Below are 14,985 nucleotides of genomic sequence, written 5' to 3' on the forward strand. Positions count from 1 at the left end.
ACAATGTACTTTTTTCCCCGCGCCAGGTAAACCGACTCGCCGGGTCAACCGCATTAACTCTGTACCGGATGCGCTGCACGCGTGTGATGACACGTGCGGATTGCCGGTTTTTTCTGTGTCTGCTGGTGTCAGGAAATCTGGCACCGGTCAAAGTATCCCAAAAAAAAGCGCCATCGGCTTGTCCGCCGTTGCGCCTGTCGGCCGCTGACGCGATATAGTCTCTGTTAATCGGCGCTGACGACAGTGATAATTGAAATTGATAAAAGCGATAATGGTCATCGGCTTATGAATATGCTGGAAAAAATTGAGGCGCAGTTCGCTGCGCTGAGCAAAGCGGAACAGAAAGTCGCCCGGCAGATTCTGGCTGCCCCCCAGGCGGCGATGCACTCCAGCATTGCGACGCTGGCAGGCGTTGCCGGCGTGAGTGAACCCACCGTAAACCGCTTCTGCCATCGCCTGGGCGCACGCGGCTTTCCCGACTTTAAACTGCAGCTGGCGCAGAGCCTGGTGAAAAGCAGCAGCTGGGTCAGCCGGGGTGTGGAGGATAACGACAGTGTGGAGGACTACAGCCACAAGATCTTCGACTCGGCGCTGGCTGGACTGCAGCGGGTGCGCGACCAGTTGAACAGCACGCAGCTGCAACAGGCCGTCACCCTGCTTGCGCAGGCCGATAAACTCGCCTTTTTCGGGCTGGGGGCATCCGCGGTCGTGGCGCATGACGCCTTTACCAAATTTCTGCGCTTTAATCTGCCGGTCATCTGGTCGGACGATATTGTGATCCAGCGCATGAGTTGCATAAATAGTCGAGCCGGTGACGTTATTGTTCTCATTTCACATACTGGGCGCACAAAAAATATGGTAGAACTGGCTCGCCTGGCCCGTGTAAACGGTTCCACCGTTATTGCCATCACCTCTCCCGATTCACCCCTTGCCCATGAAGCAGCGATAGCTTTAGTGCTTGATGTACCGGAAGATACGGATGTCTATTTGCCGATGGTGTCGCGCCTGGCGCAGTTAACCGTGATCGATGTGCTGGCGACCGGTTTTACCCTGGAACGGGGTGCCCCCTTCCGGGAAAACCTGAAACGCGTGAAAGAGGCGTTGAAAGCGTCGCGTTATGAAAAGAACACCCTTCGGGAAGAGAGTGATCAGCAAAAAAATTAACATCACATTTACAATGTGAGTCGTATCACAACCCGTCGATCATATAGAATAGATAACCATGCTGTGTCCACAGACCCGGACACGCTTAAATGTTTACGGAGTCCCCGATGTCAAGACGTCTCAGAAGAACCAAAATCGTAACAACCCTCGGCCCGGCCACCGATCGTGATAATAACCTCGAAAAAATCATCGCTGCCGGTGCGAACGTTGTACGACTCAACTTCTCTCACGGCACGCCAGAAGACCATCAGCTACGTGCCGACAAAGTGCGTGAAATTGCCGCAAAACTGGGCCGCCACGTGGCTATTCTCGGTGACCTTCAGGGTCCAAAAATCCGTGTTTCGACCTTCAAAGAAGGTAAAGTTTTCCTGAATATCGGCGACCGTTTTCTGCTGGATGCCAGCCTGGGTAAAGGCGAAGGCGATAAAGAGCGTGTGGGTATTGACTACAAAGGTCTGCCTGAAGATGTGGTGCCGGGCGATATCCTGCTGCTGGATGATGGCCGCGTGCAGCTGAAGGTGCTGGAAGTTCAGGACACGAAAGTCTTCACCGAAGTCACCGTGGGCGGCCCGCTGTCGAACAACAAAGGTATTAACAAGCTGGGCGGCGGCCTGTCAGCTGAAGCGCTGACCGAAAAAGACAAGGCAGACATTATCACCGCCGCTAAAATCCGCGTCGATTATCTGGCCGTCTCCTTCCCACGCTGTGGCGAAGATATGAACCTGGCGCGTCGTCTGGCGCGTGAAGCGGGTTGTGACGCTAAGCTGGTCGCTAAAGTGGAACGTGCCGAAGCGGTTGCCAGCCAGGAAGCGATGGATGACATCATTCTGGCATCAGACGTGGTGATGGTTGCGCGTGGCGACCTGGGCGTTGAGATTGGCGATCCGGAACTGGTCGGCATTCAGAAAGCATTAATTCGTCGTGCCCGTCAGCTAAACCGCACCATCATTACCGCGACGCAGATGATGGAGTCGATGATTACTAACCCGATGCCAACCCGCGCAGAAGTCATGGACGTGGCTAACGCCGTGCTGGATGGCACCGATGCCGTGATGCTCTCTGCAGAAACCGCAGCGGGTCAGTATCCGGCAGAAACCGTCTCAGCGATGGCGAAGGTCTGCCTGGGCGCAGAGAAGATCCCAAGTGTCAACGTCTCCAAGCACCGTCTGGATGTGCAGTTCGACAACGTTGAAGAAGCGATCGCCATGTCGTCCATGTACGCCGCAAACCATTTGCAGGGCGTTACTGCGATCATCACCATGACCGAGTCGGGCCGTACTCCGCTGATGACCTCACGTATCACGTCGGGCCTGCCGATCTTTGCGATGTCCCGCCATGAACGCACGCTGAATCTCACTGCACTCTATCGCGGTGTGACGCCAGTGTTCTTCGACAGCAACAACGATGGTGTCGCGGCCGCACACGACGCGGTTAACCTGCTGCGCGATAAAGGTTTCCTGGTTTCAGGCGATCTGGTTATCGTGACCCAGGGTGATGTGATGGGCGCCACCGGCACCACTAACACGACCCGCGTGCTGCGCGTGGATTAATTGCGCCCGCGTTTACATTGTCGGTGTAGAATCAACGACGCGACTGCCTGGCAGTCGCGTTTTTCTTTTCTGACAAGGAGGCAAGATGCCCCGTTTCCAGCCCATCAGCCAGCTTACCGGCCGAATTTTACTTTTTCCTCTGGCGTTAGTGCTATTCGAGTTTGCTACCTATATCGCCCACGACATGATCCAGCCCGGCATGCTGATCGTCACCAGCGAGTTCTCCGTTGGCCCGGAATGGGTTTCTACGTCGCTGACCGCTTACCTGATTGGTGGCGTGGTGCTGCAATGGCTGCTGGGTCCACTCTCTGATAAGTTTGGCCGGCGACCGGTGATGCTCTCCGGCATCCTGTTTTTTGCCGTCGCCTGCATACTGACCAACTGGGTCAGTTCGATTGAAGAGTTTGTTGGCCTGCGTTTTATTCAGGGTATCAGCCTCTGCTTTATTGGTGCGGTTGGCTATGCCGCCATTCAGGAAGCCTTTGATGAGGCGCTGGCGGTGCGCATGATGGCGCTGATGGCCAACGTGGCGCTGCTGGCTCCGCTGGCAGGTCCGCTTGCCGGTGCAGCCTGGCTCACTGTGGGTAGCTGGCGCAGTATGTTCTGGCTGTTTGCCGCCTGCAGCCTCGTTGCGTTTGTGGTGCTGTGGCGTGTGATGCCCGAAACCGCAGGCGACCGCAGCCACTCCATCGCCCTGCCGAATCTGGCGCGCAACTATGCCCGACTGATGAAAGACCGGCTGGTGATGTTCGGGTCTTTTGCTATCGGACTGGTGTTTATCCCGATCCTCACCTGGGTTGCCCTGTCACCGGTGATCCTGATGCATGACGAAGGTCTGTCTCGCATGCAGTATGCCCTGCTGCAGCTGCCGGTGTTTCTGGCGATGATCGCCGGTAACCTGACGCTGAGTAAGCTGGCCGGACGGGTGCCGATTGAACAGCCGGTGAAGTTCGCCGCCTGGCCGATTCTGATTGGCCTGAGTCTGGCGCTGGTGGCAAGCCTGCTGAACAGCCACGGTTATCTGCTCATCACGGCTGGCCTGAGCTTCTACGCCTTTGGCGCAGGGATGGTGAATGCCGGACTCTATCGCCTGACGCTCTACGCCAGCGATGAAGGCAAAGGCAGCGTGGCGGCCATGCTGGGGATGATCAGTATTCTGACGCTGGCGGTGGGGATTGAGCTGGCGAAAAGTGGCTACTTCAGCGGCGGCACGTTGTGGTTCTGTCTGATTAACTTTATCAGCGGCGTGCTGTGGTTTGGTCTCGTGACCCTGTTTATGCGCGAACGTAAACGTCGCAGCAGGCTGGAGGCGTTATAACAGAGCTGCGTAATCGTCTGGGCTGAGCATGCCACGGATGGCGATTGCGTCTTTGCGCAGGGGGTATGCTTCCTGAGCCAGCTCTTTTATTCACTCATAAAAGGCTGCGAAAGCGGCCTTTTTATTATCACTTAATCGCTGGATCTGGGTGAATCTGAAAGCGGCAAATAAACTTAAAGCGCAGGGAACACGGGCAGAGGAGGAAAGCGTCCCGCGCCACGGATGGCGCGGGCCGAGCGGCCAGGGATGGCTTAAGCGCCTTTCCGATCTGACCGTGTTCCCTAAGCATTTTCGAACTTACCGCTAACCAAACCCGACGTACCAAAAAGGCCGCTTTCGCGGCCTTTCTGCTATTTGCGCGGATAAAGCTCTTTGCGCGAATAGGGTTCGATGTCACCCTCTTTGCGGGTCTTCAGCAGCTTGAGGATCCACGTGTACTGCTCGGGATGCGGGCGGACAAATATTTCCACCTCTTCATTCATCCGGCGAGCCAGCTGGTGATCGTCGGCCTCCAGCAGATCGTCCATCGGCGGACGCACATAAATCTCAAGCTTATGCGTTTCACTGTTATAAACCGGGAACAGCGGCACCACGCGGGCACGACACACCTTCATCAGCCGGCCTACCGCAGGCAATGTCGCCTTATAGGTAGCGAAGAAATCGACAAATTCGCTGTGCTCGGCACCGTGATCCTGATCGGGCAGATAGTAGCCCCAGTAACCCTGACGTACTGAACTGATAAACGGCTTAATCCCATCGTTGCGGGCATGCATCCGGCCGCCATAGCGACGACGGGCCGTGTTCCAGGCGTAGTCCAGCAGCGGGTCGCTCTGATTGTGGAACATGGCCGCCATCTTCTGACCTTCTGACGCCAGCAGCATGGCGGGAATATCCACCGCCCAGCCGTGTGGCACCAGGAAAATCACGTTCTGCTGCTCTGCTTTCATCTGGTCGATGATTTCACGACCATGCCACTCAACGCGCTGCCGGATGCGAGCAGGATCGCGCAGCACCAGCTCGGTCATCATTGTCATCGCCTGCGGCGCTGTCGCAAACATCTCATCGACCAGCGTGGCACGCTGCTCTTCACTGAATTCCGGCAGGCAATAATAGAGATTAATCAGCGCGCGGCGACGTGCGCCCTTTGCCAGCTTACCGGCAAACCGGCCTAACCGGCCCAGCAGCGGATCGCGCACTTTCGGCGGTAAATACGCCAGCCCCGCCAGCGCACCTATTGCCAGCCAGCTGCCCCAGTACTTAGGTTTGAGAAAAGAACGTTCAAAAACGGGAATAAATTCAATGTTATTTTTTTTACGGGTTTCCATGCACTCGCCTCAAGCAATGACCGGCTTATGATAGTGACGACCTGAAAATTTGCAATCATCCTGCGCCAGATAGCAAAAAACCGACGGAGAAGCCGTCGGTTTTTGCGCGATTTGACGAAATTCGCTTACTTCAGACCCAGCTGAGGCAGCCAGGATTTAACCTGTGCCATGTAGTCGCTGCGATCTTTGCCGGTCAGACCTTCCATGCGCGGCAGCTTCGCCGTTAATGGGTTAACCGCCTGGTTATTGATCCAGATTTCGAAATGCAGATGCGGTCCGGTGGAGCGCCCGGTGTTGCCGGACAGTCCAATACGGTCGCCACGTTTCACTTTCTGACCTGGCTTCACCAGCACTTTCTTCATGTGCATATAGCGTGTCATATACTGACGGCCATGACGGATAGCGACGTAGTTACCGGCGGCACCGCCGTTTTTCGCTACCACGATCTCACCATCACCCACTGCGAGCACCGGCGTACCGATTGGCAGCGCAAAGTCGACGCCTTTGTGCGGCGCAATGCGGCCCGTTACCGGGTTAAGACGACGCGGATTAAAGTTGGAAGAGACACGATACTGCTTAACCGTCGGGAAGCGCATAAAGCCGCGTGCCAGACCGGAGCCGCTGCGATCGTAGAACTTGCCATCTTCCGCGCGGAATGCGTAATAATCTTTACCGCCGCTGCGCAGGCGCACGCCCAGCAACTGACTCTGTGCACTCTTGCCATCCAGCATTTCACGTGACATCAGCACGCTGAACTGGTCGCCAGCACGCAGCTTACGGAAGTCCATCTGCCACTGCATCGCTTTAATCACGGCGCTGGCTTCAGCCCCGCTCAACCCCGCCCGCATGGCGCTGGCGGCGAAACTGCCGCGCACTTCGCCCTGCATCACGCTGTTGCGCCATTCGCCCTTCTGCATCTCCGCATCCATCTTAAAGCCACCGGCTGGGGTGCGCTCATAGGTGCGGGTTTCACGACGGGAAATTTCCCAGCTCAGGGTTTTCAGGCCACCATCATCATCCAGCGTCCAGCTCAGCTGCTGACCGACCTGCAGATTACGCAGATCGCGATCGCTCACCACCAGCGCATTGATATCACTGATGTCGATGCCATACTGATTCAGGGCACTGCTCAGGGTATCGCCGGATGAAACAGTGTAGTCATGCACCCCTGCCCTTTCGGGCACGTCGGTGTCGACATCATCCGCAGGCAGCTCTTCGTCCGGTTCCGGTGTGCTCTGATCGATCGGCTCACTGGCTTCCGGCAACAGCGTGCGGAGCGTGTTCTTATCCAGTTCAATGTTTTTAACGATGGGGGTCACATCATCCGTCGGATGATAAACGTAAGGCCGCCAGACAGCGACGGCCAGAGTGACTACAGTTAACGATCCCAGCATTACGCGGTGGGGGCGCGGCAAATTATTAAATGCGAGGGCGACAGAGCGGGCTATCTGCTGCACTTTTACCTATTCCTCATGCTCCATTCAGGCAGCTTTCATACTGGCTCGACAGTTGTGAGAGGAATTTCACATAGCTGTCTTTGGCTAAGCTGATGTCCGTGCCCAGGGGATCAAGCGTGCCTTTACGCACCTGTGTTCCGCGGGAGACAGCATCGATGACTGCTGGCCTGAATTGTGGCTCAGCAAAGACGCAGACCGCCTTTTGCTCAACCAACTGTGTTCGTATCTGGTGTAAACGCTGAGCGCCCGGTTGAATTTCAGGATTGACGGTAAAATGCCCGGCGGGCGAGAGACCGTAGTGCTTTTCAAAGTACGTGTAAGCGTCGTGAAAAACGAAATATCCTTTATTTCTGACCGGAGCAAGTTGTGCGCTGACGCGTTTGTCCGTGTCCGCCAAAGCTACCTCAAACTGCTGGAGGTTGGCGTCAAGTTTGGCCTTATCTTGCGGCATAAGTTCCAATAATTTTCCATGGATTGCAACCGCGGTTTTGCGCGCAATCTCTGGCGACAACCACAGGTGCATATTAAACTCGCCGTGATGGTGATGATGCGCTTCAGCATCCTGATCTTCGGATTTTTCCACTGCGTGTTCATCTTCATCTTCACCACCGCTAATCAATAACGGTTTTACCCCGTCGATGTTCACCATCGCGAGGTTTTTTTGAGCCGGAAGTTCAGCCGCAGACTTCGCCATAAAGGCTTCCATTTCTGGCCCGACCCAGACAACTAAGTCCGCGTTTTTTAAGCGTTTTGCATCAGATGGCCGCAGGGCGTAATCATGTTCGGACGCGCCGTCCGGCAGCAGCACCTCAACCGGTGTAACGCCATCGGCAATGGCAGCAGCAATAAAACCTACCGGTTTGAGTGAAGCCACGACATTCGCCTGGGCAGGAAGGGTTAACAAAGCTGAAACAGATAAAGCAGTCAGGGCGAAAATTGTGCCCTTTTTATTATGTAACATATTACGTCATTCCATCGTGACCATGAGGTGGAATGTGATATTATAACATTCGAAATTCTGTGCAACCTGTAAATACTATGACCTCACTTGTCACACTCGATAACGTTTCGATAAAGTTTAACCAGCGCAATGTGTTATCAGGCGTCAGCCTGGCGTTGCAGCCTGGTCGCATCCTCACCCTGCTGGGTCCCAACGGTGCCGGAAAATCAACGCTGGTGCGTGTGGTGCTCGGCCTGCTCGCCCCTACAACCGGTTCAGTTCAGCGTGATCCTGCTCTGCGTATCGGCTACGTGCCGCAGAAGCTGCACATCGATCCCACCCTGCCGGTCACGGTTGAGCGCTTTATGCGTCTGACCCGTGGCAGCAAACACGCGGAGATTATGCCAGCACTGAAACGTGTGCAGGCGGGCCATCTGCTCAACTCCCCGCTGCAAAAGCTCTCCGGCGGTGAAACTCAACGTGTGTTGCTGGCACGCGCCCTGCTGAATCAGCCTCAGTTGCTGGTGCTGGATGAACCAACGCAGGGAGTGGATGTGAACGGTCAGGTTGCGCTGTATGACCTGATCAATCAGTTACGCGTGGAACTGAACTGCGGCGTACTGATGGTTTCCCACGATCTGCATCTGGTGATGGCGAAAACCGACGAAGTGTTGTGCCTCAATCACCATATCTGCTGTTCCGGCACGCCGGAAGCCGTCTCGCAGCATCCCGAATTTATCGCGATGTTTGGCCCGCGTGGCGCGCAGGAGCTGGCGATCTACCGTCATCATCATAATCATCGTCACGACCTTCAGGGACGTATCGTTTTACGCAAAGGACAGGGTTCATCATGATTGAGTTGTTATTACCGGGCTGGATAGGCGGTGTGATGTTAGCGCTGGCTGCCGGTCCGCTGGGTTCGTTCGTCGTCTGGCGCAAGATGTCCTACTTTGGCGATACCCTGGCGCACGCGTCTCTGCTCGGCGTAGCCTTTGGCCTGCTGCTGAACGTGAACCCCTACTACGCGGTGATTCTGGTGACGGTCTGCCTGGCACTGGGGCTGGTCTGGCTGGAGCGACGTCCGCATCTGGCTATCGATACCCTGCTGGGCATTATGGCGCACAGCGCGCTGTCGCTGGGCCTGGTCGTCGTCAGCCTGATGAAGAACGTGCGCGTTGATTTAATGGCGTATCTGTTTGGCGACCTGCTGGCCGTAACGCCTGATGACCTCTGGATGATGGGTGGCGGCGTGATAATTGTGCTGCTGGTGATGGCGTGGCAGTGGCGTTCGCTGCTGTCGATGACCATCAGCCCGGAACTGGCGCAGGTGGATGGCGTGAATATCCAGCGAACCCGGCTGATTCTGATGCTGGTTACGGCGCTGACGATTGGCGTGGCGATGAAGTTTGTGGGTGCGCTGATTATCACTTCACTGCTGATTATTCCGGCTGCCACCGCACGTCGTTTTGTGCGTTCGCCGGAAGGCATGGCGGCCGTCGCGGTGGTCATCGGCGTGGTTGCCGTCACCGGCGGTCTCACCTTCTCTGCGTTTTACGACACGCCTGCCGGTCCGTCCGTGGTGCTCTGCGCCGCCATCCTGTTTATCTTCAGCATGGTGCGCAAACCGGCCATGTAGTCACTCTTCGCGCGTAATGCCGAAGTGACGATAAGCATGCTGCGTGGCCAGACGGCCACGCGGTGTGCGCTGAATAAAACCCTGCTGAATCAGGAAGGGTTCAATCACATCTTCGATGGTCTCACGCTCTTCACCAATCGCAGCAGCCAGGTTATCCAGCCCCACCGGCCCACCCATAAACTTGTCGATAATCGCCAGAAGCAGTTTACGGTCCATATAATCGAACCCTTCACTGTCGACGTTAAGCATATCCAGCGCGCTGCAGGAGACTTCTCCGCTCATATCACCATTAGCCCGCACCTCTGCGAAGTCACGCACGCGGCGCAGCAGGCGGTTGGCGATACGCGGTGTGCCGCGTGCGCGACGGGCAATCTCTAACGCCCCTTCGTCACTCAGCGCCAGGCCCAGACAGGCGGCACTGCGTCCTACGATGTGCTGCAGATCTTTAACCTGATAGAACTCCAGACGCTGCACAATGCCAAAGCGATCGCGCAACGGCGAGGTCAGCGAGCCTGCACGGGTGGTGGCACCAATCAGGGTAAACGGCGGCAGATCGAGCTTAATCGAACGCGCCGCCGGGCCTTCACCGATCATGATATCCAGCTGATAGTCTTCCATTGCCGGATAGAGCACCTCTTCCACCACCGGTGACAGGCGATGGATCTCATCGATAAACAGCACGTCATGCGGTTCAAGGTTAGTCAGCATCGCCGCCAGATCGCCTGCCTTCTCCAGCACCGGACCCGAGGTGGTACGCAGGTTCACGCCCATCTCGTTGGCCACGATGTTCGCCAGCGTGGTTTTCCCCAGACCTGGCGGACCGAAGATCAGCAGATGATCCAGCGCATCACCACGCAGCTGTGCGGCTTTGATGAAAATCTCCATCTGCTCACGCACCTGTGGCTGGCCGACATACTCGGTGAGCATCTTCGGGCGAATGGCGCGGTCGATTATCTCTTCTTCGTTAATGCTGGCAGCGGAGACCAGGCGGTCGGCTTCTATCATGACTTACCTCAAATGGCGGCGCGGAGCGCTTCGCGGATCAGGGTTTCACAATCCGCATCCGGTCGGCCGACTTTACTGATCATACGGCTCGCTTCCTGCGGTTTATAACCCAGTGATACCAGCGCTGCAACCGCTTCGGATTCCGCATCGTTGGTTTCCGGCTCGGCGCTCGGTGTGGTCAGCGTAAAGGCCGAATCGCCGCCAAACAGGTCGCCATGCATCCCTTTGAAGCGGTCCTTCATCTCAACAACCAGACGCTCAGCGGTCTTTTTACCCACGCCAGGCAGTTTTACCAGTGACGCGATCTCTTCTTTTTCTACCGCAGTCACAAACTGCTGCGCCGACATGCCGGAGAGGATCGCCAGTGCCAGCTTGGGGCCGACGCCATTCACTTTAATCAGTTCGCGAAACAGCGCGCGCTCCTGCTTGCTGTTAAAACCAAACAGCAGCTGAGCGTCTTCACGCACGACAAAGTGGGTAAAAATCACCGCTTCGTGCTGAAGTTCAGGCAATTCATAAAAACAGGTCATGGGCATGTAAATTTCATAGCCGACGCCGTGTGCCTCAAGCAGCACCAGTGGCGGCTGCTTTTCCAGAATGTTGCCCCGTAAACGACCTATCACCTGAATGCTTCCTTAACTAACGAATGTGGCGGATTTTATAACATAAAAAAGGCTGGATGAATATCCAGCCTGAGCGTCTGTTCTGTGCGATGCCCTAACCTGAGCGCAACCGTCCGCGCGTCAGCACCAGCTTGCTGTCACTCATGCGCGCGGCGTTCTGCGCCACGTGACAGTGAGTAATGGCTATCGCCAGCGCATCGGCGGCGTCCGCCTGCGGGTTTGCCGGCAGTTTCAGCAGAGTTCGCACCATATGCTGCACCTGACTTTTCTCGGCGCTGCCGATGCCCACCACCGTCTGTTTCACCTGACGGGCGGCATACTCAAACACCGGCAGATCGTGGTTTACCGCAGCAACGATCGCAGCACCCCGCGCCTGGCCGAGCTTCAGCGCGGAGTCAGCATTCTTCGCCATAAACACCTGCTCGATAGCGAAGAAATCAGGTGAAAACTGCGTGATGATTTCGCACACGCCCGCATAAATCAGCTTCAGGCGGGCGGGCAATTCAGTGGTATTGGTGCGGATACAGCCGCTGCCCAGATAGGTGAGCTGGCGGCCGGTCTGACGAATAACACCATAACCGGTGATGCGTGAGCCGGGATCGATACCCAGGATAATCGACATTACGCCTCTCCGGTTAACGCTGTGACGGTAAACGCCATTACAGCGTTTCCGCCACCTCGTCGGAGATCTCACCGTTGTGATAGACCTCCTGCACATCATCGCAATCTTCCAGCATGTCGATCAGACGCAGCAGTTTTGGTGCGGTTTCCGCATCCATTTCCGCTTTGGTGGTCGGGATCATTGCCACTTCTGCGGTATCCGCTTTCAGGCCAGCGGCTTCCAGTGCATCACGCACGGTGCCCATCTCTTCCCATGCAGTAAAGACATCAATCGCGCCGTCATCATAGGTGACGATGTCTTCGCCGCCCGCTTCCAGTGCGGCTTCCATCACTGCGTCTTCATCCTGACCTGGCGCGAAGGAGATGACGCCTTTTTTGTTGAACAGATAAGCCACGGAGCCGTCGGTGCCAAGGTTGCCGCCGGTCTTGGTGAAGGCGTGACGCACTTCGCCCACGGTACGGTTACGGTTATCACTCAGGCATTCAATCATGATGGCTGAGCCGCCTGGACCGTAACCTTCATAGATGATGGTTTCCATGTTGGCGTTGTCATCGCCGCCCACACCGCGCGCGATAGCGCGATCCATGGTGTCACGGGTCATGTTGTTCGCCAGCGCTTTATCCATCGCTGCACGCAGACGCGGGTTAGAACCCGGATCGCCGCCGCCCAGCTTGGCCGCTGTCACCAGTTCACGAATGATTTTGGTGAAGATTTTGCCGCGCTTGGCATCCTGCGCCGCCTTACGGTGTTTGGTGTTTGCCCACTTACTGTGTCCTGCCATGTTAACTTTTCTCCGATCTTTTACAGGGTGCAGGCTCTCCTGGCTGCGAGCTTATTTACCGTCGGTGCTCAGCCAGGCGAGTCACAACCGGACTGCCCTGAGAGGCGAGCGTTGCGTATCGTCCTCACGTAGCGGTGTACGCAGGCGACGTCGCGCTGACGGTGAACAATTTCGTGGCGAGGATGACGCCTGACTGTTCAATAGGTTGGTGTAGTCCTGTTAAAACTCACCAGATTCATAAAATTTAATCTATCCGCCGCCGGAATACCGGGCGATGGCGAGCATTCAGATAAATTCTTCAATTGCCTGGCGGTTACTCCATGATCGGGTTAATGCTGCAGCATCAGCGGGTGTCAGCCAGCGAAACGCCAGATGCTCGGTCAGCGTGATATCCCGCTCTTCCGGCAGTTGCAGGCGAAACCAGTGTTCGTGATTATGGGTGACATCCGGTGCATAGCGATGGCGAAAATGGGGAAAGATTTCAAAGTCAATCTGACGCTGACAATCCTCTATTTCCAGCCGCTCAGCCAGCACGTCAATGCCGACCTCTTCATTCACCTCACGACACGCGGTTGCCAGCGGTGACTCTCCCGCTTCCAGGCTGCCGGTCACCGACTGCCAGAATGCGGGATCGTCACGCCGCTGCAGCATCAGCACCCGGCCAGTATCGCGCGCCGAAATGACGACCAGCACTGAAACCGGGTGTTTATAGCCCATTATTTATTCTCAGGCTTTTCTTTTTTAACGACCTGGATGCCAAGCTCCAGCAGAGAAGCCGGGTTCGCTTCGCTTGGCGCTTCGGTCATCATGCAGGCTGCCGCCGTGGTTTTCGGAAACGCGATAACGTCACGAATGTTGTCGGTGCCGGTCAGCAGCATGGTCAGGCGATCCAGACCAAAAGCCAGGCCCGCATGCGGTGGTGTACCGAACTTCAGCGCATCCAGCAGGAAGCCAAACTTCTCGCGCTGCTCGTGCTCTTCAATACCCAGAATGCTGAACACGGTCTGCTGCATTTTGCCGTTGTGGATACGCACTGAACCGCCACCCACTTCATAACCGTTGATCACCATGTCGTAGGCGTTCGCCACGGCACGGGTTGGATCCGCAGCCAGCTCGTCTGCGCTCATCTCTTTCGGCGCAGTGAACGGATGGTGCATGGCGGCCAGACCGCCTTCCTCGTCCTCTTCGAACATCGGGAAGTCGATCACCCACAGCGGGGCCCAGGCTTTCTCATCGGTGATGTTCAGCTCGCGGCCCACTTTCAGGCGCAGTGCACCCAGAGCATCAGCGACCACTTTGGCGCGGTCGGCACCAAAGAAGATGATATCGCCATCCTGCGCGCCGGTGCGGCTCAGAATGCCTTCAACGATTTCTGCATTCAGGAACTTGGCAACCGGGCTCTGCACGCCTTCCAGACCGTCGGCACGGACGTTAACCTTCATCCACGCCAGCCCTTTCGCGCCGTAAATCTCCACGAACTTGCCATATTCATCAATCTGCTTACGGCTCAGCTGCGCACCGGTCGGCACGCGCAGCGCGGCAACACGGCCTTTTTCATCGTTAGCCGGGCCAGAGAAGACCTGGAACTCCACGTTTTTCAGCAGGTCGCCAACGTCCACCAGCTCCATCGGGTTACGCAGATCCGGCTTATCGGAACCGTAACGATGCATCGCTTCCGCGAAGGTCATCTGCGGGAACTCGCCGAGGTCCACGCCCTGCACGTCCTGCCACAGATTGCGGATTAGACGCTCCATGATTTCCCGCACCTGTGGCGCGGTCATAAAGGAGGTTTCGACGTCGATCTGGGTAAATTCTGGCTGGCGATCGGCACGTAAATCTTCATCGCGGAAGCATTTTACGATCTGATAGTAGCGGTCAAAGCCGGACATCATCAGCAGCTGTTTGAACAGCTGTGGTGACTGCGGCAGCGCATAGAATTTGCCTTTGTGAACCCGGCTTGGCACCAGATAGTCGCGCGCGCCTTCTGGCGTCGCCTTGGTCAGCATCGGGGTTTCGATATCCAGGAAACCTTCGTCATCCATAAAGCGACGGACAAAGCTGGTGATTTTTGCGCGGGTTTTCAGACGCGTCACCATCTCAGGGCGACGCAGATCCAGATAGCGGTATTTCAGGCGCGCTTCTTCGCTGTTGGTCTGATTCGAGTCCAGCGGCAGGGGCTCAGAGCGGTTGATAATGGTCAGCGCCTGGGCAAACACCTCAACTTCGCCAGTCGCCATGTCGCTGTTTTTGTTCTTCTCATCGCGTGCGCGCACGGTACCGGTGATCTGGATGCAGAATTCGTTACGCAGTTCAGAAGCCAGCTTAAATGCGTCCTGACGATCGGGATCAAAAAACACCTGCACGATGCCTTCACGGTCGCGCATGTCGATAAAAATCAAACTGCCCAGATCGCGACGGCGGTTTACCCAGCCGCAAAGCGTGACTTGCTGACCCACATGAGACAGATTGAGCTGTCCGCAATATTCTGTACGCATAACACTATCCTTTTAACTTCGCCGCTGCAGCTGACAGCATCCGGCCGCGTTACCTGATGCGATGCTGTC

At 56.3% G+C, this 14,985-nt stretch carries 14 protein-coding genes; 5 read left to right on the forward strand and 9 right to left on the reverse strand.

The genetic code is table 11. The features are described from left to right. The first annotated feature begins 285 nt into the window (after window positions 1-285). The 3 genes from IBT54_RS07385 to IBT54_RS07395 all read left to right on the forward strand — a co-directional run bounded on the left by IBT54_RS07385 (window position 286) and on the right by IBT54_RS07395 (window position 4,032). Window positions 286-1,164, forward strand: a complete 879-nt coding sequence (locus IBT54_RS07385; RefSeq protein WP_201251924.1) for a MurR/RpiR family transcriptional regulator — start codon at window positions 286-288, stop codon at window positions 1,162-1,164. A gap of 107 nt (window positions 1,165-1,271) precedes the next feature. Beyond that, the gene (pyk, locus tag IBT54_RS07390) at window positions 1,272-2,714 is read left to right on the forward strand and encodes a pyruvate kinase (RefSeq protein ID WP_013358162.1); all 1,443 of its coding nucleotides are present in this window, start codon (window positions 1,272-1,274) and stop codon (window positions 2,712-2,714) included. Between the two features lie 85 nt (window positions 2,715-2,799). After that, window positions 2,800-4,032, forward strand: a complete 1,233-nt coding sequence (locus tag IBT54_RS07395; RefSeq protein ID WP_201251925.1) for an MFS transporter — start codon at window positions 2,800-2,802, stop codon at window positions 4,030-4,032. Window positions 4,033-4,382: 350 nt separating this feature from the next. Here IBT54_RS07395 and lpxM read toward each other — a convergent pair whose 3' ends face one another. From lpxM to znuA, 3 genes are all read right to left on the reverse strand, one after another. Next, window positions 4,383-5,357 (reverse strand): lauroyl-Kdo(2)-lipid IV(A) myristoyltransferase, encoded by a 975-nt coding sequence (gene lpxM / locus IBT54_RS07400; RefSeq protein WP_201251926.1) that lies wholly within the window; start codon window positions 5,355-5,357, stop codon window positions 4,383-4,385. A gap of 125 nt (window positions 5,358-5,482) precedes the next feature. Continuing rightward, window positions 5,483-6,814: a murein DD-endopeptidase MepM gene (gene mepM, locus IBT54_RS07405; protein WP_201251927.1), complete on the reverse strand. Its 1,332-nt coding sequence runs from the start codon at window positions 6,812-6,814 to the stop codon at window positions 5,483-5,485. Between the two features lie 13 nt (window positions 6,815-6,827). Further along, window positions 6,828-7,775 carry a zinc ABC transporter substrate-binding protein ZnuA gene (gene znuA, locus IBT54_RS07410; RefSeq protein ID WP_201251928.1) on the reverse strand — a complete coding sequence of 316 codons (948 nt, stop codon included), beginning with the start codon at window positions 7,773-7,775 and terminating at the stop codon, window positions 6,828-6,830. Between the two features lie 77 nt (window positions 7,776-7,852). Between znuA and znuC the strand changes: the two genes are divergently transcribed. Then, a complete protein-coding gene (gene znuC, locus IBT54_RS07415; RefSeq protein WP_013358168.1) occupies window positions 7,853-8,608 on the forward strand; it encodes a zinc ABC transporter ATP-binding protein ZnuC in 756 nt (251 codons plus the stop codon). Next, window positions 8,605-9,390 (forward strand): zinc ABC transporter permease subunit ZnuB, encoded by a 786-nt coding sequence (znuB, locus tag IBT54_RS07420; RefSeq protein WP_201251929.1) that lies wholly within the window; start codon window positions 8,605-8,607, stop codon window positions 9,388-9,390. Before znuC ends, znuB begins: the two co-directional genes overlap by 4 nt. Here znuB and ruvB read toward each other — a convergent pair whose 3' ends face one another. From ruvB to aspS, 6 genes are all read right to left on the reverse strand, one after another. Then, window positions 9,391-10,395 (reverse strand): Holliday junction branch migration DNA helicase RuvB, encoded by a 1,005-nt coding sequence (gene ruvB / locus IBT54_RS07425; protein WP_013358170.1) that lies wholly within the window; start codon window positions 10,393-10,395, stop codon window positions 9,391-9,393. It abuts the gene before it with no gap. Window positions 10,396-10,403: 8 nt separating this feature from the next. After that, window positions 10,404-11,018: a Holliday junction branch migration protein RuvA gene (gene ruvA, locus IBT54_RS07430; protein ID WP_003849207.1), complete on the reverse strand. Its 615-nt coding sequence runs from the start codon at window positions 11,016-11,018 to the stop codon at window positions 10,404-10,406. Window positions 11,019-11,112: 94 nt separating this feature from the next. Then, window positions 11,113-11,640: a crossover junction endodeoxyribonuclease RuvC gene (ruvC, locus tag IBT54_RS07435; RefSeq protein WP_003849205.1), complete on the reverse strand. Its 528-nt coding sequence runs from the start codon at window positions 11,638-11,640 to the stop codon at window positions 11,113-11,115. Window positions 11,641-11,677: 37 nt separating this feature from the next. After that, window positions 11,678-12,421 carry a YebC/PmpR family DNA-binding transcriptional regulator gene (locus tag IBT54_RS07440; protein WP_033732924.1) on the reverse strand — a complete coding sequence of 248 codons (744 nt, stop codon included), beginning with the start codon at window positions 12,419-12,421 and terminating at the stop codon, window positions 11,678-11,680. 285 nt (window positions 12,422-12,706) lie between these two features. Continuing rightward, on the reverse strand, window positions 12,707-13,138 hold the full coding sequence (nudB, locus tag IBT54_RS07445) for a dihydroneopterin triphosphate diphosphatase (RefSeq protein ID WP_013358175.1): 432 nt from the start codon (window positions 13,136-13,138) through the stop codon (window positions 12,707-12,709). Further along, a complete protein-coding gene (gene aspS / locus IBT54_RS07450; protein WP_201251930.1) occupies window positions 13,138-14,916 on the reverse strand; it encodes an aspartate--tRNA ligase in 1,779 nt (592 codons plus the stop codon). Before aspS ends, nudB begins: the two co-directional genes overlap by 1 nt. Window positions 14,917-14,985: the final 69 nt, after the last annotated feature.

Source organism: Pantoea sp. S62 (assembly GCF_016658625.1).
Lineage (GTDB): Bacteria > Pseudomonadota > Gammaproteobacteria > Enterobacterales > Enterobacteriaceae > Pantoea > Pantoea vagans.